The organism is Nocardia albiluteola (assembly GCF_018860155.1).
GTDB classification, from domain to species: domain Bacteria; phylum Actinomycetota; class Actinomycetes; order Mycobacteriales; family Mycobacteriaceae; genus Nocardia; species Nocardia albiluteola.
The window spans coordinates 443,850-462,131 of record NZ_JAHKNI010000003.1 but is presented as its reverse complement, the minus strand read 5'-3'; the positions used below and the strand labels follow the sequence as shown (position 1 = coordinate 462,131).

The following is an 18,282-nucleotide window of genomic DNA, read 5'->3' as shown; positions in this document are numbered from 1 at the left end:
ATCAGGGTTGAACGGGTGGAAGGGTGGCGCCTAGGCCGAGACCGACACCGGTTCGGCGGCCGGGGCGAGCTGCGGACGCACCCAGATGCGGTATCCGACCGCGAGCAGCGCCAGCCAGGCGACGCCGACGACGATGGCGACGCGGGTATCGGGGAACCAGGCCAGCACGCCGAAGATGAAGACCATGAACACGATCGCCGCGATCGGGCCGTAGGGCCACAGCGGGACCGGGAACTTCAGCGCCGCCTGCTGTTCGGCGGTCATCTTCCGGCGGGAGGCGACCTGGGCGACCAGGATCATCAGCCACACCCAGATCGTGGCGAAGGTGGCGATGGCGGCGATGATCTCGAAGATCCGGTCGGGGATCAGGTAGTTGAGCAGCACGCCCACCAGCAGCGCGGCGGTGATGACCGCGACGGTGACCCACGGGACGCCGTTGCGGGTGGTCTTGAGCATCGAGGCCGGGGCCTGGCGCTGCTCGGCCATTCCGAACAGCATCCGGCCGGCGCCGAAGATGTCGCTGTTGATCGCGGACAGCGCCGCGGTGATCAGCACCAGGTTGAGAATCGTTGCCGCGAAATGCAATCCGAGCTTCTGGAAGATCTCCACGAACGGGCTGGAGTTCGAGTCGATGGTGGTCCAGGGATTGATGGCCATGATCACCGCGAGGGTCAGGACGTAGAACAGGATCACGCGGACCGGCACGGTGTTGACCGCGCGCGGGATGGTCTTGGCCGGGTCCTCGGCCTCACCGGCGGTGACGCCGATGATCTCGGTGCCGCCGTAGGCGAACATCACCACGGCCAGGGAGGCGACGACGCCGCCCATGCCGTGCGGGGCGAAGCCGTGGTTCCACAGGTTGCTGACACCGGTGCTCGCGTTGTGCGCACCGAAACCGAAGATCAGGATGGCCACGCCGCCGACGATCATCGCGATGATCGCGACGACCTTGACCAGCGAGAACCAGAACTCGAGTTCGCCGTAGACCTTCACGCTGATCAGGTTCACCGCGCCCACGACGAGCACCACCGACAGCACCCAGATCCAGCGCGGTACACCGGGGAACCACAGCCCCATGTACACGCCGAACGCGGTCACGTCGGCCAGGCAGACGATCACCATCTCGAAGACGTAGGTCCAGCCGGTCGTGAAGCCTGCCAGCGGCCCGAGGTGCTCGCGGGCGTACTCGCCGAACGACCCGGCCACCGGGTTGCTCACCGCCATCTCCCCCAGCGCGCGCAGCACGAGGAATACCGCGGCGCCACCGATCATGTAGGCGATCAGCACCGCGGGGCCGGCGGCCTGGATCGAGTCGGAGGACCCGTAGAAGAGTCCGGTGCCGATGGCTGAGCCGAGTGCGATGAAGCGGATGTGCCGGGGCGAAAGCCCGCGGCGCAGCGCGCCACCTTTCGACGCCCTGGTCGTTCCTGATGCGCTGGGAACGGCATCGTTCACGGGCGCTACCTCCTGGACTTGCCGGTTCTCGGGGAACCGATCGATGGTGATTCTCGCGTCGGTCCCCGCTACCGCGGTGACGCGCCTCACAAGTTGTCTATGCCTGTATATACAACCATGTCCTCGACAGTCAAACCGGCCGGGCGGCTGCTGGCCGGTGGGTCGCGACGATTCCGTCGACTTGCTGCGGGTGAACCGCACGATCACGGCGTGCGAGACGTGTCAACGGGGGTATCGTCGAGTCCCGCGCGGAGACTCCGACATGCGCGCGCACGCGACGGATTTGCCGGCGCGGCTCGCCGACGCCATCGGCGTCGGCGGTAACATCCTACACCTGCGGTTTTAGGTGATATGCCCGGCGTACGCCGAAGCGCGCTGCTCAGGCCCGATCGGCGGTGGCGGTGGCGCCCTTCGGGTCACCCGAGGGCAGGGCGATGGCGGTGTCCAGGGACAGCGGGCGGCCGAAATCGGGGGTGCCGTCGGCGTTCCAGGTGAACTTCTGCGCCCGCGTGGTGCGGCCTTCGTACGTGTACGCGCTGGTGGTCTTGCCGTGGTAGACGATCCAGTCCTCGGTGCCGTCGGGGCTCCGGAAGAATCCGTTCGAGCCGGGACCGAAGACGTCGGCCGGGTCGTTGCGGGTGAACACGGCGCTGGGGTACTGGGCCCAGTTGCCCGGGACCAGCGGGTCCGCACCGGACGGGAGCGTGTGCATCCACAGCTGATAGTCCGGCTTGCCGGTGTCGCAGGTGGAGTACACCAGGTACGTGACGCCGTTGCGCTGGATCGTCGCGGGAGCCTCGCGCACCTCCGGGCATCCGCCCGCCGAGGGCAGGTACACCGCGTCGCCGGACATCGTCACCGGGTCGCTCATCGGGGCGATCTGCAACAGGTTGTTCGGGCCGCTCCAGATCAGGTAGTACTTGCCGTCGAGCTGCAACAGCTCCGGGTCGATCGCCCAGGTGTCCGCGGCCCCCAGCTGACCGGCGAACGTGTAGGGGCCCAGCGGATCGGTGCCCGCGGACTTCAGTACATAGATGCGATGACCGTCGTTGCTGCCGTCACTGGCGGTGTAGTAGAAGTACCAATTCCCTTCCAGCAGACGGAAACACGGCGCCCACATGTCCTGATTGCGGGACGGGGTGGTGTCGGTCCACACCGTATTCGGTTGCGCGGCCGCCAGATCGCCGAGCGAGGCGGCCTTCCAGATCTGCAGGGAGCCGCCCTGGCTGGTGGACAGATAGTAGTTCCCGTCGTAGTACGTCAGGAACGGATCCGGCCCCTGGTTCAGCGGATTGCGAAACGTGCCAGCGGATCCCGCGCCATCGGCGGCTGCATTGTCGGCCATCGCGTTGCCCATCGTCGCGGATCATGTTGTCGGCTCCCGCGCTGGACTCTAGGGCATCGCGCCGCACGGCGACCATCGAAAACGCGAATCCGATGCCCGCCGAGTGTGTCGGCGGAACCCGCCCTGCCCGATGGCAACCCGCGCCCGCCGAATGGGCGGCGTCGGCGAAGCCGTCGATAGTCCGCGCATGGCCGGAGCGAATGCGGAGGTACGCCTTAGCCCAGGAGCATCGCGGCGGCGTGCTCGCCGATCATCATCGTCGTGGCGTTGGTGTTGCCGCCGACGATGCTCGGCATGATCGACGCGTCCGCCACCCGGAGCCCCTCGACGCCGCGCACGCGCAGCGTCGGGTCCACGACAGCCCGCTCGTCCACGCCCATGCGGCAGGTGCCGACGGGGTGATACACGGTGGTGGCGCGGTTGGGCACCTCTTTTGCCAGGTCGGCGCGGGTTCGATGCTGCGCACCCGGCTGCACCTCGGTGTCCACGGCGCCCGCGATGGGGCCGGCGGCCATGATCTCCCGGATCAGTTCCATGCCCTCGACGAGGGTGTCCACATCGACCTGCTCGTCCAGGTAGTTGGGGTCGATCGCGGGGGCGGCGGCCGGGTCGGCCGAGAGCAGGCGCACGGTGCCGCGGCTGCGCGGGTAGATCAGGGTGGACATGACCGTCAGCGCGCACCGCGGGTCCGGGACATGGCGGATCGGCGCGTCCTGATTCGGTCCGGGATAGCTCCACGGCAGCACGTGCAACTGGAGATCCGGGATGTCCTTCGCCTGGGACGTGCGCAGGAACGAAACGACCTCGAACACGCTGCGCGCGAGCCAGGTGCTGTTGTTGCGCAACGTCTCCCGGACCAGCGCGCTCGCGAAGTGTCCCGGCGAGGACCGATGCAGCGCGGTCGGCATAGCGAAGCTCATCGGCACGAACAGATGGTCGTGCAGGTTGTCCCCGACCGGCAGATCCGCCACGACGTCGATATCGAACGCGCGCAGGTGATCCGCCGGACCGATGCCCGAAAGCTGCAGCAGCTGAGGCGAACCGAACGCCCCCGCGCTGACGATCACCTCCCGCGCCGCGCGCAGCACCTCCCGGCCCCGCACGGTCAGGATCTCCACCCCGACGGCCCGGCCGTTCTCGATCACGACCCGCGCGACCTGGGTCTTGGGCAGGACGGTCAGGTTGGCGGGCCGGTCGTCGAGGTATCCGACCGCGGTACTCGACCGCAGCCCATTGCTGTTGCTCTGCTGGAAGATCGAGACCCCCTCCTGCTCGGCGCCGTTGTAGTCCGGGTTGCGCCGCGCCCCCGTGGCCTGCACCAGCGCCTCGATGAACGACTCCGATGCGGGGGTGAGATCGCGGGCACGGATGACCTTGATCGGGCCGTCGCCGCCGCGCCATTCGTTGCCGCCGTCCTCGAACGACTCGAACTTCTTGAAGCTGGGCAGGACGTCCTCGTACGACCAGCCGGTGTTGCCCTCGGCGGCCCAGTCGTCGAAATTCTTGCGGTTGCCGCGCACGAACACCATGCCGTTGATCGAGCTGGAGCCGCCGACGACCTTGCCGTGCGTCATCGGAACCTTGCGCGCGAGCGCATGCTTCTGCTCGACGGTGTAATGACCCCAGTCCACTATCTGCTTCAACTGCGGCACACTGTGCAACGGGCCGATCATTCCCGGCTTGCGGACCAGGCGGGTGTTGTCCCGCCGCCCCGCCTCGAGCAGCGTCACCGCGGCACCGGCATCGGCCAGCCGGCGGGCGATGATGGCCCCGGCGCTGCCGGAGCCGACGACGATGTAGTCCGCGACCTCAGTCATGACCATCCTCGAGGGTTACACATGAAGTAGAACGTGTTATAAACCATTTCGTGGCACGCCGGGCGGGATTCCGCGATAGTGGTCCGGAATCGACTCCGGCTCCGGGATCACGAGCACCGCGGTGGCGATGAGCTGCGGAGTTATCGGCTAACACTGCGCTACTCCGGCGCGCCATTTACACTCCGTAGACTCGCACCGTAGCTGCACGCGGGCCGGGCGACCCTCGGCCGTGAACACCCGGAGTACCCATGCTTTTTCGATGGAGGACCACCGTCGCCAGTGCGGCGGCCGTAGTGATGGCCGCACTGCCGGTCGGCGTCAGATCCGCCGCACACGCCGCCCCACCCGAGTGCCCCAGCCTGGATGTCATTGCGATTCCAGGCACCTGGGAGACCTCGGACAAGGATCCGGGCAAGGGAATGCTCGGCAGCATCACCAACAATCTGCCGGGCAACGTGCGGACGGACTACGTCGCCTACGCGGCCACCGCGTTCCCGTGGGAGGGTGACGTCTACGGGCGCTCCAAGCAGGAGGCCGTCGACCACGCCCGCGGCATCATCGGCGCAATGGCTCAGCGTTGCGGCGCAACGCGATTCGCGCTGCTGGGTTACAGCCAGGGCGCGGACGCCGCCGGTGATGTGGCATCCTCCATCGGCACCGGCCTCGGCGTCGTCCCCGCGAATCGCGTGGCGCTGGTCGGCCTGATCGCCGATCCCCGCCGCTCCCCCACCGATCAGCTGATCGGCCCGCCGGTGGCGGGCGCCGGAGCCAGCGGTCCGCGCGTGGGTGGTTTCGGCTGGGTCGGCCCCCGGACCTACACCTTCTGCGCCATCGGAGATCTGTACTGCTCGATGCCCAACGGCGACTTCGCCGGCCGCATCGGCGGGCTGCTCGTCCAGCTCTCGAATCCCGACCCGGCCAAGCTCGGCATCTACCAGCAGGAGGTGGGCACGCTGGTCAACGACGCGCTCGCCGCGGGCGGTGTCGGCCTGCTGGACAACCAGATCACCTCCCAGGAGTACAACCAGCGCAAGAAGCAGGTCGACGACTTCCTGAAGTCGGGTATCCACCAGAGCTACCCGCGCTACGCGGTCGACCCCGGCGGCAACACCGCTCTGACCTGGCTGCACCAGCGGCTGATCGACGAGGCGCACGGCTGAGCTGCCACGCCCGGCCGCCGCGGGTGGTCAGAGGTGGCGGATCGCGAATCCTGCTCCGTCGACGGTCATTCCGTTGACGGCGTAGAGGCTGTGCAGGGCGTTGGGCCCACCGAGGGGTGCGCCGTCGCAGATCGTGTCGCCGGGAATGCAGTAGTTGACTGTCTTCCCGGCGTACAGCGGTCCGATGGTGATGGGCGGCGCGCCCGCGTCGCGCATCCATCGATCCGAGGGCTTGCCGAACAGGACCACCGCCGCGACGTGAGCGGCCACCCAGGGCGGCATCGGCGCGGGCACACCCGCTGCATACGCCGGGGGCACACCGGCCGGGGCGCCATCCAGGGTCGCGAAGCCCGCGACCACCGCACCCTGCGAATATCCACCGAGCACGATCCGGGTGCCCGGGCAGCTCGCCGCCACCGCCTCGATGTGCGCCTGGGTATCCCGGATGCCGTCGACGACCGTCCGCAGCACCAGCACACGATTGTTGAAATCACTGCTCGCGGCGTAGTGCACCGCATACATTCCGACCGATCTGGTACCGGCCTGTAGGCGCAACGCCGCGAGGAACGACATTCCGGTGACACCGAACCCCGGCGGCTCCGCCGTACCGCGGGCGAAGACCACCTCCACGTCCGAGCACTGGGGCGCGGCCCACGCGGGCGTACCGACCGGGAGTGCGGACACCACGGCCGCAACACATACCAGACGCGCCAGGTAGCGTGCGATCATCGTGTCAATACTATAGCCGGACCGCATGGTCGGCGGCAGTCGCAGCTCGGGGCGGGCGCGGATCCATTCTCGACCGCGCCCGGATCAGTCAGTGAACGCTCTCGACCGCGATCGATTCGCCCGAAACGTCTACGAACGTCGCGCCGCGATCCGCCAGTGCGTAATGGATGATCGCTCCCAGGCCGGCGCCGATGAACCACGCGAACGCGGACACATCGCGCAGCGCCGGCAGGAACGCGAACAACAGGGAGAGCGCGGCGGCCGGGACGAACGCCGCTATGGCGCGCGGGTTCACTCCGTGGCGATAGTGGTAGGCGGCGTCGGTATACAGCTTTAGATCACCACGCCGATGACAGCACTGACCAGACCCGCGCGGGCGAAGTTCAGCCTTTCAGGAAAGAGGTTGGTCAGCGCGTAGATCGGGGCGACGAAGTTGGCCATCAGATTCACCGCGATGGTCAGGATCAGCAATGCCAGCGACGCGGCGACCAGCAGTGCGGTATTCGGGATGGCGTGCACGATATCGGCGGGGCTGCTCACGATCTTGCCGTTGATTTTGAACTGACCGCCGGCCATGACGACCACGATGGCACCGAAAAAGAGCACACGGTCCGCTGCGTGGCCGTGGCTGGGTCGTCGTCGGGGCCATCGGCCGTCGGCCCGAGAGGACCATCCCGGAGTCATGTCGACATCCGCGCGCACATTCCCGGATCCCTCGAAGCGTAGCAATGCGTCATCGACGCTCCTCTCGGCTAGGACGATCAACGAAGTCGGCGGGCTCGGCAGCCGAGCACCCCTCATCGAATTTCACGCCGCGGGCGCGCACCCGGCTATATGAATCCGAGTTCCGCGATTCGGATCGCGCTCGGCGGAACGAATCGAACGAAGCTCGGCGGAACGAATCGGGTGGAGTTCGACCGGACGAGCTGACGGCTGTCGCGGGATCGGCCGGGACCCGCCGCCCGAAATCCGATCGACCGGCGATGCGCCCTGCGATCCAGAGATCCCGCTGTGGACGATGCCGAAATTCCGGGCACCGTGTACGAGCCCGGAGTGATATGAGCGTGATGATCGAAATAGCCGATGGCACAACGGAATTAGATTTAACGTCGTGATCCGCCCGTGATTGGCACCATGAAGCGCCTCGCCTCGCGCCGGCGGTGCGCCGGTCGTCCCGCGCGCCGATTTCGGGGAGCGAGGCATGGTGGGCGTCCCGTCCGTACGCGCTTCGACCGAGCCTCGGATCGGCCCTTGTCACCCGCCCTAAAGGCATTGCAGTCCAGGACCTTTCCTGAGATGAGCGCAGTTTGGTTGCTGGCCGGATGGTCGAGAGGCCCCACGCCGCCCATGCCGACCTCGGCCACGATCGTCGAGAATTCCGGCGCCGTGACACCGGGGACACCGACTCCGGCGTGCCGGACCGGAAACGAGGTACCCGCCACAGTTGTTGGGCACCAGTCCATTTCACCGCGCAGCCGTGCTGTCAGTTGGTCGTCGGAGCTATCGTCGTCGGCGCTGCCGGAGTGGGCACGGTCCGCCGAATCACGTGCGCCGGAGGCCGGATCTACCCACCCACGGGCCTCGTGCAAGTGTCACCAATAACGAATTCAGTGACGTGCAGCAAACTTTCAGCGTAGCCGGAACCCGCAGGCGGCCCACACGTCCGGTCCGCACCGGACACGACTCGCTCGAGGCGCGAGCCCCGACGTCATCAAGGCCATTGATCACAGAATGGTCTCCCTCGGGCGAGTCCGCTCAATTGCGTACCAGCACCGCCTGATTCGCGCGCAGCAACCTCGATCTCGTGCGAGGCTGTAGGCCTCCGGACCTCGAGCCGGAGATTCAGCACGCTTTCGAGAGGGTGGAAAGATATGACAACTCCCGACGACCGGACGATGACCAACGACGACACGGCCGCCGCCGAGGAGACAACGACAGCTACCGAGGGCGAGGAGGCGGTGGCCGCAACCGAGACGGCCGCCACCGCCACCCCCGCCGCGGCGAACGGAGCGGCGCCCACCGAGGGTGAACCGAAAGTCGAGGGTGAGGCTGGGGTTGCTGAAGATGCAGGGGCACAGGAGGTTACAGAAGAGTTGACGAAAGATGACGCGGCGGTGGTCGAGGTGGAACCCGCCGCGGATGATGCCGCCACCGAGGGCGCGGAAGCCGAGGCCGAAGGATCGACCGAAGCTCCAGCACAGGCGGCTGCCGATACGACGCCGGAACCGTCGGCCGAAGATGAAGCGCCGCAAGGCAGCCCGGAAACCGAGACGGCGGACGCCGCCGAGGAATCGGAGCCGGTAGCGACCGACGACGAGGCGACCGCCACCGACGAGGCGCCCGCCGAGAACGAGCCGGAAGCAGCCACCGCGGTCACGCCCGAGCCGGAGACGATCACCGAAGACGAAGCACCGCAGAACGACCCGGCAACCACCACCGAGGCTGCGAGCACCCCCGAGAACTCGAAGGCCGCTGAGAACGAAGCCACCGCGACCGAGGAAGTCACCGACCACGAGCCCAGCGCCGAGAACCAGCCACCCGCCGAACCGGAGCCCGCTACCGATAAGGAAGCGCCGGAACCCGATTCCCCGGAACATACCCCGGACACATCCACGGCAGCCGACGAGGAAGTAGCCGAAGCCGCCACGGCAGAGGCAGCTGAGTCGACAGAGGCCGCCACCACTGAATCGCCTGAACCGGCCGACGCCGGGGTGGAGATCGGCGGGGAGGCGGTCGCCGAGGCGTCGGCAGATGCCGAAGAGGCGACGACCGATGGGGACGCGCCCGCCGACAGCGACCAGGTCGACGAGGCCGAAGTAGAGGCAGCGGAGCGGGAAGGGGAGGAAGTCGCTTCCTCGGCGGATTCGCCCGGTGAGTCGGAGGCCGAGGCTGAGTCCCCTGCGGCCGAGGACATCGTAGAGGCCGAGCCGGTAGTTGAGGACGGACAAGCTGAGACGGCGGAGTCGGCCACCGAGACAGTCACGGACAGTGTGGAAGTGACGGAATCGGAAGCGACCGTAACAGAGGCCGACAACTCCGAGACGGACGAGCCGGCCGGAACCGAGCCCGCGACTGAGGATGTCGCGGTGGCGGAGTCGGCGGACAGTGTCGAGGCCGAACCGGTCGCTGAGGTCGTGGCTGTCGCAGACGAGGCGGTCGCTCAGGATGGAGCCGAGGCCGGTGTAGTCGAGGCCGGAGTAGTGGACGCCGAGGTACCCGAGCAGGAGGGTGAACCGGAATCGCCTGCTGCTGAGGAGAACACTGCCGCCGAAGCCGCGTCGGCAATCGACGGCGAGGAAGAAGAGACCGCCGAGGCGTCTGCGAACGCGGAGGCAGCCGCAGACGCCGAAGCAGCCGCAGACGCCGAGGCAACCGCAGACGGCGAGGCAACCGCAGACGGCGAGGAAGTGGCCGTCGCCGAACCGGAGTCGACGGAGGACAGTGGCATCTCCGAAGTTGAGGATTCGGCAGAAGCTGAGGCCGAGGCGGAATCCGGAGCGGAGTCCGGGGCGGTGGCCGGCGCTGCGACCGCTACCGAATCGGAGGGCGACGCGACAGCGGATGCTCAGCCCGAGCCGGAGGCCGAACTGCAGCCGGAGCCCGAAGCCGCGGCCGGACCGGACGCAGATACTCCGGTGGAACCCGTGTCGGAGCCCGAGTCCGTGGCACTCGACGAATCGGCACAGCCGGAGGCGGTGACCCCCGAGAGCGAGGAAGCGGTCGACGCCGAGCTCGCCGAGGAAGCGGTTGAGACCGAGGATGATACGCCCGAGGAGATCGCCGAGACCAACGCCGTCGCACCGGACCAGCCCGAGTCGAACACCGAAGACGAAGCAGAGGTGGAAGCCACCGCCGAGGACAACCCGGAGCCGGTCACTTCAGCGGAGCCGACGACCGAAGCCGCGGCCGCCGGAACTACACCTGAGGTCGAGGAACAAGCTTCCGGTGAGGGTGATTCGGTAGCCGAAGCGACCGCGGAGGACTCGTCCGAAGCGGATCCCGAGCCGGACGACACGGGCGCGGTCCAGGAAACGGCCGAGCCCGAGGTCGATTCGACCGAGGAGGTCGCGGAGGCCCGGACCGTCGCCGAGGGGAGCTCCGAATCGGACGCCGAAGCAGAGCCCATAGCCGAGGTAGGAGCTGCAGAGACAGCGCACACGGTCGCGGAAATGGTTGAGGGTGACGGTGATTCGGTAGCGGACACTACGTCAGATACCGAGGTCGAGGACACCGAAGCGCAACCGCAGCCGGACGCCGAGGTTGCGGCTGAGTCCGAACCTACGGATGCACAGGAGGAACAGGGATTGGTGGCAGAGGCCGATGCCGAGCCCGTCGCGAATGAGGAGTCTACCGCCGCGGAGGCGGAAGTCACCAATGGCGAGGAAACGGGAGACACCGAGCCGGGTGCGGAAGACGCCCCCGAAATCCTCGTGGAGCCGGTCACCGACGACGATTCCGCCGAAACTGTCGAGGAAACAGCTGGGGCCGTGGACGGTTCGATCGAGGTACCCGGACAAGCCGAAGTCATCGCGGAGGCACAGCCCCCCGCAGAGGACCGACCGGAGACCGACACCGAAGCGGACGCAGATGTAGAAGCCGCCGCCGCCGAAACCGTGGCCGAGGACGAGGCAGTGGCCGAGCCCGCCGACACCGCCGAGGAAGCCGTTGACACCGAGGGCGATTCGTCCGAGGCGATCGTCGAGCCCCACGCCGTCGACGAGGACCAGCCGAAGTCGGAGTCCTCGGCAGATGCGAACGCGGTAACCGTCGCGGAGGATGCGGTTGCCGAGCCCACTGCCGACACAGAGCCGGGCGTGGAAGACGCCCCCGAAATCCTCGTGCAGGAGGTCACCGACGACAACTCCACCGTCGCACCGGACGCGGAGGTCGAACCCGAGGCGCCCGTCGAGGCGGAAGCCGACGACAACTCGGCCGAAACGATCGGCGAAGCTGTTGAAACCGAGGCCGACTCGACCGAGCAAATCGACGACACGCAGGCCGTCACCGCGGACGAGCCGGACTCGGAGGCGGATACGGAAGCCGAACCCGCCGCCGAGGCTGCGACCGAGACCGGACCCGATGCCGAGGCGGAAGCAGAACTCGGAACCGCCCCCGAGCCGGCTACTGCGGCCGATCCCGAGGCTGCAGACGCGACCGACGCAGACCCTGCAGAGACGGCCGACGCAGTGGGAGTGCCCGCGCAGAAGACAGCACCGGATGCGAAGGTAGAAGCCGCCGAGCCCATTGCCGAGGCTACCCTCGAGAACAAGCCGGTTACCGAAGCCGAGCCCGAACTCGTCGTCGACGAGGTCACCGACGGCGACCGCGTTGAGGTTGTCGCGGAAGCGGTTGCGACCGAGGATGATTCGGTCGAAGCGTCCACGGAAGCCGAAGCCACTGCGCAGCCCGAACCGGTTACCGATCCAGAACCGGCAACCGAGCAGGATGCCGAGGCCGGAACCGAGTCGGACACCAACGCTGAGCCGCCGGCCGACGCTGACGAGTCAGCAGTCACCGCCGAGGAAACCGCTGCAGCCAAGGACGATTCGGCCGAGGCATCCACGGAAGCCGAAGCCACCGCGCAGCCCGAACCGGTTACCGATCCAGAACCGGCAGCCCAGCAGGACGCCGAGACCGGAACAGAGTCGGACACCAACGCTGAGCCGCCGGCCGACGCTGACGAGTCAGCAGTCACCGCCGCGGAAACCGTTGCAGCCAAGGAAGACTCCACCGAAGCACCCACGGAAACCGCCGCCATCGCGGAGGCTCAGCCGGTAACCGATCCAGGACCGGTGGCCGAGCAGGACGTTGAGGCCGGGGCGGACTCGGGTACTGACGCCGAGCCCTCGGCCGTGGCGCCTGCCGCCGGGACTGCGGACAACGCTGCGGAAGCGGTGGAAGGTGAGAGTAATTCGGTAGGCGAGACAACGGAGACCCAGGCCGAAGCCGAGGTCGCGCCGGACTCGGAGGTCGACCCCGCGCCTCTCGCCGAGGAGGTCACCGACGACAACTCCGCCGAAACCGTCAGCGAAGCTGTTGAGACGGATGCTGATTCGACCGAGCGGGCCGAGGAGGCGCAGGCCGACATCGCGGACGAGCCGGACTCGGAAGCGGAAACGGAAGGCAAGGTCGCGCCGGACTCGGCGCTCGTCGAGGCGGACGCCGACGACAACTCCGCCCAGACGATCAGCGAAGTTGCTGAGACCGAGGCTGATTCGATCGAACAGGTCGAAGAGGTGCAAGCCGTCACCGCGGACGAGCCGGACTCGGAGGCGGATACGGAAGCCGAACCCGCCGCCGAGGCTGTGACCGAAGCGGGGCCCGATGCCGAAGTGGAAGCAGAGCTCGAAACCGCGCCGGAGCCGGTCGCTGCGGCCGATCCGGAGCCTGCAGAAGCGGCCGTGGCGGTAGGAGCGCCCGCACCGGACTCCGAAGCCGATCATCCCGTTCACGAGGTGACCGCCAACGGGTCCGGCGGTTTGGTCGCGCCGGGCGTTGGGGCTGGGGTGGCTGCGGCCGCTGTGGCAGTGGTTGTGGGCGAGGTGGAAGCCACGCCCGTTGCGGTGGTCGAGCCCGAATCAGAGGTCGGCGCGGAAACCGTGCACGTGACCGAGGCGGAGACCGTGCATACGGCCGACGCGGAAGTCGTGCACACCGCCGAAGCGGAGACCGAAGTGCCGCAGGCGGATCGGAGTTCGTCCGGCGAGCATGAGGTCGCTGCGGTGGCGGAGTCCACGGGTGCTGCGGACGTCGAGCACGAGGCGGAACTCGAACCCGAGGCCGATGTCGAGCACGTGGCGGACGCTGCGGCCGTGGCGGTCGGGACGCGGGATCTGGTGGCCTACTCGAGTTCGGTGGTGCTGGCCGAGAAGCCGGCGGCGGCGAGCGACGGCGCCGGGGCGATCATCAGTGAGCAGGCGGCCACGATCAGTGATCAGGCCAGGATGATCGCGAAGCTGGAGCGTCGGGTGCAGGCCCTGGAGACCATTATCAAGGCCCAGGAGGCACAATCCAGTTCGATGGCCGGGCTCGTGGCGGCCTATCGGAATGAATTGACCAGTCTCACCACCGATCTCATGGATCTGTAAACCACGCCCGAACACTGGGAGGCGCCGTGTGCGCATGGCGCCTCCCAGCTCGACACGGCTCGTACCAGCGCCCCGGAATCGGCGAGGGGCGGCACTATCATGATCACCGACCGATGGACGTCTTCGTCGCGAAGGAGCACGCCATGGACCGGCGCATCAGTATCGAGCCCGTCATCGACCACGAGTACCTGGTCCGCGTGGAGAACGGCGCCGACGCTGCCGAATCCCAATTCGTGGTCGCCCCGGACGTTCTCGCCGAGCTCGGATTCGGCGCCGCGGACGAGCGGCGCGTCGTCGAGCAGACCGCCGCGTTCCTCCTCGAGCACCAACCGGTCATCGACTTCCCCCAGCTGGTCTACCTCGACGAGGTCTCGGCCGCCTACGACGCCTACGCCACCGAACTACGGCGTCGACTGAGCTGATCAGGAATGGCCGGACCGCATCCGGGTCGAGGGGTCATCGGCGAGCCGAATCCTCCCGAACAATCTCGAAACGCAGATCGGTGATCTGACCGGAATCATCGCCTCGCACCTTCCGAAGCCGCACCGGCCCAACGCCGTCGAACAGCCGAACCCCGCCGCCGAGCAGGATCGGCACCAGATGCACGACAATCTCGTCCAGCAGACCGAGCTCGATACATTGGCGAGCCAGATCCGCGCCGAAGATTCCGACCGCACCGGCGCCGGCCGCGGCCTGCGCAGTGGCGACCGCATCGGCAACGCCACCGGACAGAAAGCGAACGCGCGGATCCTCCGGCACCTCGCCAGGCCGGTGGGTCAGCACGAACATCGGGCCGCTCCACATTCCGCCGTAGAGTTTCCGGTTCCCCTCACCCAGCCGGTTCCCGAGGTCGTAACCGCGCCGGCCCGACAGCACCGCCCCGGTACGTTCAACTGTCTCCATCCCGAGCGGCCCCGCCGAACCATGGCCGAACATCCACTCGACGGAGTCGTCCGCCGGTGCGATGAAGCCGTCTAGCGACATGGTGATGTGCCAAAGAACTTTCGTCATAGGGAGGCAGACGGACCACACCGCGCAGAATCATCGGTCCGCCGGCAGCAACGCTAGTACTCCAGCCGGACTCCGTGATCACGGTGTGAATCGGATCGGCGCTGGTAGTGGCTGGTGCGGGCGCGGTGTTGGTGTCGGCGACGCCAGGTGGACCACCGCAGTCGGTGTCTGATCGTGTGGGCTGGCTGGATCAACACGGCATAGCGGTGCCGAATCTCGTTGCGGGTGAACGCGATCAACCCGTCGGTGGATGTTTCCAGCTCGCGTTGACCGGCGGCGAGGATGGACAGGAAGGCGTGGGCGAGCAGGAAATTCTCTTCGGTCGACCAGAGGTCTACGACAACGCTCCGCACGGACTGCACCTGCCCCACGGCGACCGGCTCACCGCGGACCTGCTCGCCGTTGACCGTCGAAGTTACTCCAATGCCTCCCATCCCGTCCACGGTCCCTCGCTGAGTGTCTGCACCCCGACATGTCAGGGGCGGACCGCAGCCTGCAACAGCAACTGAACGCCGCTCGGGACCAGATACGTTGTTGACCCGACGAGGCCCGGTCCTAGTCACTCTGTGTCCGGCTGCTGTCCGACCTCGCGTACCCATAGCCACTCGGTGAGGTGTGCGACCGTGCAGGCAGCCCACCTGACCGGTGTCACTCATCCAAGCCGGAACCTTAGTTGGGTGACTTCCAGTCCGGTTCGCGACCGAACCAGCCGGCGAGGCGGTCGTAGGCGGGGGCATCCGGGGTGACAGCGACCTCGAGTCCGAAAGCTTTGTCCGGACCGCGAAATTCGGAACGCAGCAGCCGCCGCGACCAGGTCAGGCTGTACTCGGCGAGTTCCGGGTCCAAGGTGGTGCGCTGGTCGGTGGCACGGGTGAGATCCCAAGCGTGCACGGCCAGTTCAGCGATCTGCTGGTCCAGCCGACCGCGCAGAGGAGCTTCGCCGTCGCCGGCCGGGACCAGCTGGTCGAGGTCGGCACCGCGCCATATCTCGAGCAATGCGGCGGCGCCGGTGCGGAACTGCCCAGCCCAATCGCTGTGGAGCTCGTCGGCCGGTGCCTGCCAGTCCACCATCTCGCCGCGGGCCGACACCGCGAAGTCTCGGAGATTCTGGCCGACGATGTGCCGAACCAGGGCGTGGACGTCCCAGCCTTCGCATGGGGTCGGTAGCCCCGATCGACCGGCCCCGATCGTCGCGATAGCCTCGGCCATCTGCGTCAACGCCCGCTCCAGGCGCTCAACGGTCGCGTCATAGTCGTTCATGGGTGTCGATTCTCCTCAGCTGATCGCCCAGGTCTTGGAAAAACCCGTCACGCCGGGACCGGATGACCCGAATGTTCCAGTGCCGCGCCGGTCAGGTCCGGGGAAACGGAGCAGGAGCAGTCCCACCTCTGCGTTCCGGGTCCACTCAGCGATTCGCCGAGCGGAGTCACCTGTCCCTATCGTTCCTGGACCGGTGCGAGCCGGGGATGCCCCCGGCTCGGCCTGGACCGGGTGGGTGAGTTGTCATGCGCCGGTGAGTGCTTCGTGCCAGCGGGCGGTGTCGGTGTATTGATGCAGCCAGCGGATACGGCCGTCGGTCACCCGCCACAGATGGGCGAACTCGGCTTCGTAGTGGCGGCCGGTCGCCCGCGCGGTGCCGCGGTAGTGGCCGGTGACCACGATGGTTGCGGTGCCGGATTCATGCCACTCCTCGTCGTAGGGCGCGGTGTCGAAGTCCCGGAAGACCGCACCCCAGATCCGGGTCAGCGCCTGCTGCGGACCGTGAAAGCTGCCCCCGGCCGCACACGGCATGCCCGGTGCGACGTGGGCCTCGAAGTCGGGATGGAGCACGGCGAGGATCGCGGCGGCGTCGTGCTGTTGTGCCGCACGGTAGAACGCCTTGACCACATCGGTGGAGTTGGGCATCTACACTCCTTTTTAGAATTTATGTTCTAGAATGAAGGCACTATAACCGACGAGGAGATGAGATGGGAAGACCCGCGAAGTTCACCCGAGACCGGATCCTCGACGCGGCGGCGGCGCTGGCCGCTGAGGGCGGTGCGGCCTCGATCACCATCGCGTCGATCGCAGCGCGGCTCGGGGGACCGGTGGGCTCGGTGTATCACCGGTTCGCGTCGCGGGATCTGCTGCTGTCGGCGTTGTGGCTGCGAACGGTGGAGCGGTTCCAGGAGGGCCTGATAGCAGCGTTGGCGGCCGACGATCTCGAGCGGGCCGCCCTGCACACCCCGCGCTGGTGCCGCGAAAATCCCGTTGATGCAACACTTCTGGTGCTGCACCGACCGGAGGATCTGGTACCTCACTGGCCCGACGAGCTGGCCGGCGCACGAGCCGAGGTGAACACACGCCTGATCGATGCGCTGCGAGCCTTCGTCGAGCGCAACCGTGGAATAGATGACACGAGTGTGTTGTTCGCGGTCGTCGATGTCCCGTACGGCGCGGTACGGCGGCATCTGCTCGGCCGCGAAACGATTCCCGCACGGCTCGACGAACTCGTCATCACCACCTGCCGCGCCGTGACGGGCACCCAGCAGATTCGTTGAGCGTGGCTTGCAGGGCTGGATTGGTACTCGACGAACATGATCGCGTTCACCCGCAACGAGATTCGGCACCGCTATGCCGTGTTGATCCAGCCAGCCCACACGATCAGACACCGACTACGGTGGTCCACCTGGCGTCGCCGACACCAACACCGCGCCCGCACCAGCCACCACCAGCGCCGATCCGATTCACACCGTGATCACGAAGTCCGGCCGGAGTACTAGGCTTCTCCGGCAGCTTCGTGCAGCCCGGCATTCACATACCTCGACGCCGACCGGTCGACCTCGAGCAAGTTGTCCGACCTCATCCCGCGGGCCCAGCCGTACATCGGAGAAGCTTGATACCCGAGCAGACGCTGGGCTTTTTCCGGCAATTTTCGTGCCGCTTCGGGTGGAATCGTGATCAGCTGATTTTCTTGCTGGACCAGCCAGTCGACTCCCAGGGCGCAGATGAATCCGGTTCTGGGACTCCGGGTTTTATTGGCTGCGCCGGCGTGCAACGTCGTGCCCAACCACATCGCTACCGACCCACTGGGCATCTCCGCACGGACGATTTCGTGTTCCTGCGCCGACCGTTGTTCATCCCATAGATGACTTCCGGGTACCATCCGCGTCGCGCCGTTCTCGAGCGTGAAGTCGGTACCTGCCCACATTGCGAACAATACATACTCCGCCTGCACCGTGTCGTACGGCAGGAACGGCCGGTAGATGTCCATTTCCCGGTGGAGAAACTGGTTCACACCCCCGGCCGGTATACGCATGCCGGTACTCACCTGGACTCGATAATTGTGGCAGCGTGGAGCGAGTATGCGATCCGCGACACCCAAGAACATCGAATTGAGTAGAAGCGTCTCGGCATAAATCGGATCGATGCCCAGCAATCCGGGGACCGCCTGGACCGTATACTTCTCGCCGCCATCCGAGGGACCGGAATCGTCGGCGCTGAATTCCGGCTCTATCGTATTCATAAGTTTCGACACCGTGTCGCTGTCCAACACGTTGGCCACAATCGCCAGCCCGTGCATCTTCAGAGCCGACGCAATATCGTCGACTCCAGCGTCGTCGACAGGGTACGAAAATCGATAATTCATAGCGGATACCTCACGGCTCGACGGGGTCGTTGTGGGCGCTCTGGGGCAC

At 67.0% G+C, this 18,282-nt stretch carries 13 protein-coding genes and 1 pseudogene; 4 read left to right on the top strand and 10 right to left on the bottom strand.

The features are described 5' to 3' along the window. Window positions 1-30: 30 nt before the first annotated feature. From KO481_RS11795 to KO481_RS11785, 3 genes are all read right to left on the bottom strand, one after another. Window positions 31-1,455: an amino acid permease gene (locus KO481_RS11795; RefSeq protein WP_372451999.1), complete on the bottom strand. Its 1,425-nt coding sequence runs from the start codon at window positions 1,453-1,455 to the stop codon at window positions 31-33. 379 nt (window positions 1,456-1,834) lie between these two features. After that, on the bottom strand, window positions 1,835-2,800 hold the full coding sequence (locus KO481_RS11790; protein ID WP_215917080.1) for a glycoside hydrolase family 43 protein: 966 nt from the start codon (window positions 2,798-2,800) through the stop codon (window positions 1,835-1,837). 215 nt (window positions 2,801-3,015) lie between these two features. Beyond that, window positions 3,016-4,617: a GMC family oxidoreductase gene (locus KO481_RS11785; protein WP_215917079.1), complete on the bottom strand. Its 1,602-nt coding sequence runs from the start codon at window positions 4,615-4,617 to the stop codon at window positions 3,016-3,018. A gap of 248 nt (window positions 4,618-4,865) precedes the next feature. On the opposite strand from KO481_RS11785, the gene KO481_RS11780 reads away from it, so the two are divergent. After that, a complete protein-coding gene (locus tag KO481_RS11780) occupies window positions 4,866-5,777 on the top strand; it encodes a cutinase family protein (RefSeq protein ID WP_215917078.1) in 912 nt (303 codons plus the stop codon). Between the two features lie 27 nt (window positions 5,778-5,804). Here the strand turns inward: KO481_RS11780 and KO481_RS11775 are convergent, their stop codons facing one another. Next, window positions 5,805-6,506 (bottom strand): cutinase family protein, encoded by a 702-nt coding sequence (locus KO481_RS11775; protein ID WP_215917077.1) that lies wholly within the window; start codon window positions 6,504-6,506, stop codon window positions 5,805-5,807. Window positions 6,507-6,594: 88 nt separating this feature from the next. Continuing rightward, window positions 6,595-7,112: pseudogene (locus KO481_RS11770) on the bottom strand (cytosine permease); the annotation flags it as partial. A gap of 1,265 nt (window positions 7,113-8,377) precedes the next feature. Between KO481_RS11770 and KO481_RS11765 the strand changes: the two are divergent. Together KO481_RS11765 and KO481_RS11760 are read left to right on the top strand one after the other, a co-directional pair. Next, window positions 8,378-13,594: a midas domain-containing protein gene (locus tag KO481_RS11765; RefSeq protein ID WP_215917076.1), complete on the top strand. Its 5,217-nt coding sequence runs from the start codon at window positions 8,378-8,380 to the stop codon at window positions 13,592-13,594. Window positions 13,595-13,707: 113 nt separating this feature from the next. Next, on the top strand, window positions 13,708-14,016 hold the full coding sequence (locus KO481_RS11760) for a hypothetical protein (RefSeq protein ID WP_215917075.1): 309 nt from the start codon (window positions 13,708-13,710) through the stop codon (window positions 14,014-14,016). 34 nt (window positions 14,017-14,050) lie between these two features. On the opposite strand, the gene KO481_RS11755 is transcribed toward KO481_RS11760, so the two are convergent. The 4 genes from KO481_RS11755 to KO481_RS11740 all read right to left on the bottom strand — a co-directional run bounded on the left by KO481_RS11755 (window position 14,051) and on the right by KO481_RS11740 (window position 16,510). Then, window positions 14,051-14,605 carry a dihydrofolate reductase family protein gene (locus KO481_RS11755; RefSeq protein ID WP_215917074.1) on the bottom strand — a complete coding sequence of 185 codons (555 nt, stop codon included), beginning with the start codon at window positions 14,603-14,605 and terminating at the stop codon, window positions 14,051-14,053. Window positions 14,606-14,658: 53 nt separating this feature from the next. Next, window positions 14,659-15,039 carry a hypothetical protein gene (locus tag KO481_RS11750; RefSeq protein ID WP_215917073.1) on the bottom strand — a complete coding sequence of 127 codons (381 nt, stop codon included), beginning with the start codon at window positions 15,037-15,039 and terminating at the stop codon, window positions 14,659-14,661. Window positions 15,040-15,274: 235 nt separating this feature from the next. After that, a complete protein-coding gene (locus tag KO481_RS11745; RefSeq protein ID WP_215917072.1) occupies window positions 15,275-15,865 on the bottom strand; it encodes a TIGR03086 family metal-binding protein in 591 nt (196 codons plus the stop codon). Between the two features lie 243 nt (window positions 15,866-16,108). Then, a complete protein-coding gene (locus KO481_RS11740) occupies window positions 16,109-16,510 on the bottom strand; it encodes a nuclear transport factor 2 family protein (protein WP_215917071.1) in 402 nt (133 codons plus the stop codon). Window positions 16,511-16,572: 62 nt separating this feature from the next. Between KO481_RS11740 and KO481_RS11735 the strand changes: the two genes are divergently transcribed. Continuing rightward, window positions 16,573-17,145, top strand: coding sequence for a TetR/AcrR family transcriptional regulator (locus tag KO481_RS11735; RefSeq protein ID WP_215917070.1), 573 nt, complete (start codon window positions 16,573-16,575; stop codon window positions 17,143-17,145). 218 nt (window positions 17,146-17,363) lie between these two features. On the opposite strand, the gene KO481_RS11730 is transcribed toward KO481_RS11735, so the two are convergent. After that, complete coding sequence (locus KO481_RS11730) at window positions 17,364-18,233, bottom strand: phytanoyl-CoA dioxygenase family protein (protein ID WP_215917069.1); 870 nt, start codon at window positions 18,231-18,233, stop codon at window positions 17,364-17,366. Between the last annotated feature and the right edge of the window lie 49 nt (window positions 18,234-18,282).

Coding starts and splice junctions, on each gene's coding strand:
- KO481_RS11735 (WP_215917070.1), top strand. CDS start 16,573: ATGGGAAGACCCGCGAAGTTCACCCGAGACCGGATCCTCGACGCGGCG.
- KO481_RS11755 (WP_215917074.1), bottom strand. CDS start 14,605: ATGACGAAAGTTCTTTGGCACATCACCATGTCGCTAGACGGCTTCATC.
- KO481_RS11780 (WP_215917078.1), top strand. CDS start 4,866: ATGCTTTTTCGATGGAGGACCACCGTCGCCAGTGCGGCGGCCGTAGTG.
- KO481_RS11740 (WP_215917071.1), bottom strand. CDS start 16,510: ATGCCCAACTCCACCGATGTGGTCAAGGCGTTCTACCGTGCGGCACAA.
- KO481_RS11765 (WP_215917076.1), top strand. CDS start 8,378: ATGACAACTCCCGACGACCGGACGATGACCAACGACGACACGGCCGCC.
- KO481_RS11745 (WP_215917072.1), bottom strand. CDS start 15,865: ATGAACGACTATGACGCGACCGTTGAGCGCCTGGAGCGGGCGTTGACG.
- KO481_RS11785 (WP_215917079.1), bottom strand. CDS start 4,617: ATGACTGAGGTCGCGGACTACATCGTCGTCGGCTCCGGCAGCGCCGGG.
- KO481_RS11760 (WP_215917075.1), top strand. CDS start 13,708: ATGGACGTCTTCGTCGCGAAGGAGCACGCCATGGACCGGCGCATCAGT.
- KO481_RS11775 (WP_215917077.1), bottom strand. CDS start 6,506: ATGATCGCACGCTACCTGGCGCGTCTGGTATGTGTTGCGGCCGTGGTG.
- KO481_RS11730 (WP_215917069.1), bottom strand. CDS start 18,233: ATGAATTATCGATTTTCGTACCCTGTCGACGACGCTGGAGTCGACGAT.
- KO481_RS11790 (WP_215917080.1), bottom strand. CDS start 2,800: ATGGCCGACAATGCAGCCGCCGATGGCGCGGGATCCGCTGGCACGTTT.
- KO481_RS11750 (WP_215917073.1), bottom strand. CDS start 15,039: ATGGGAGGCATTGGAGTAACTTCGACGGTCAACGGCGAGCAGGTCCGC.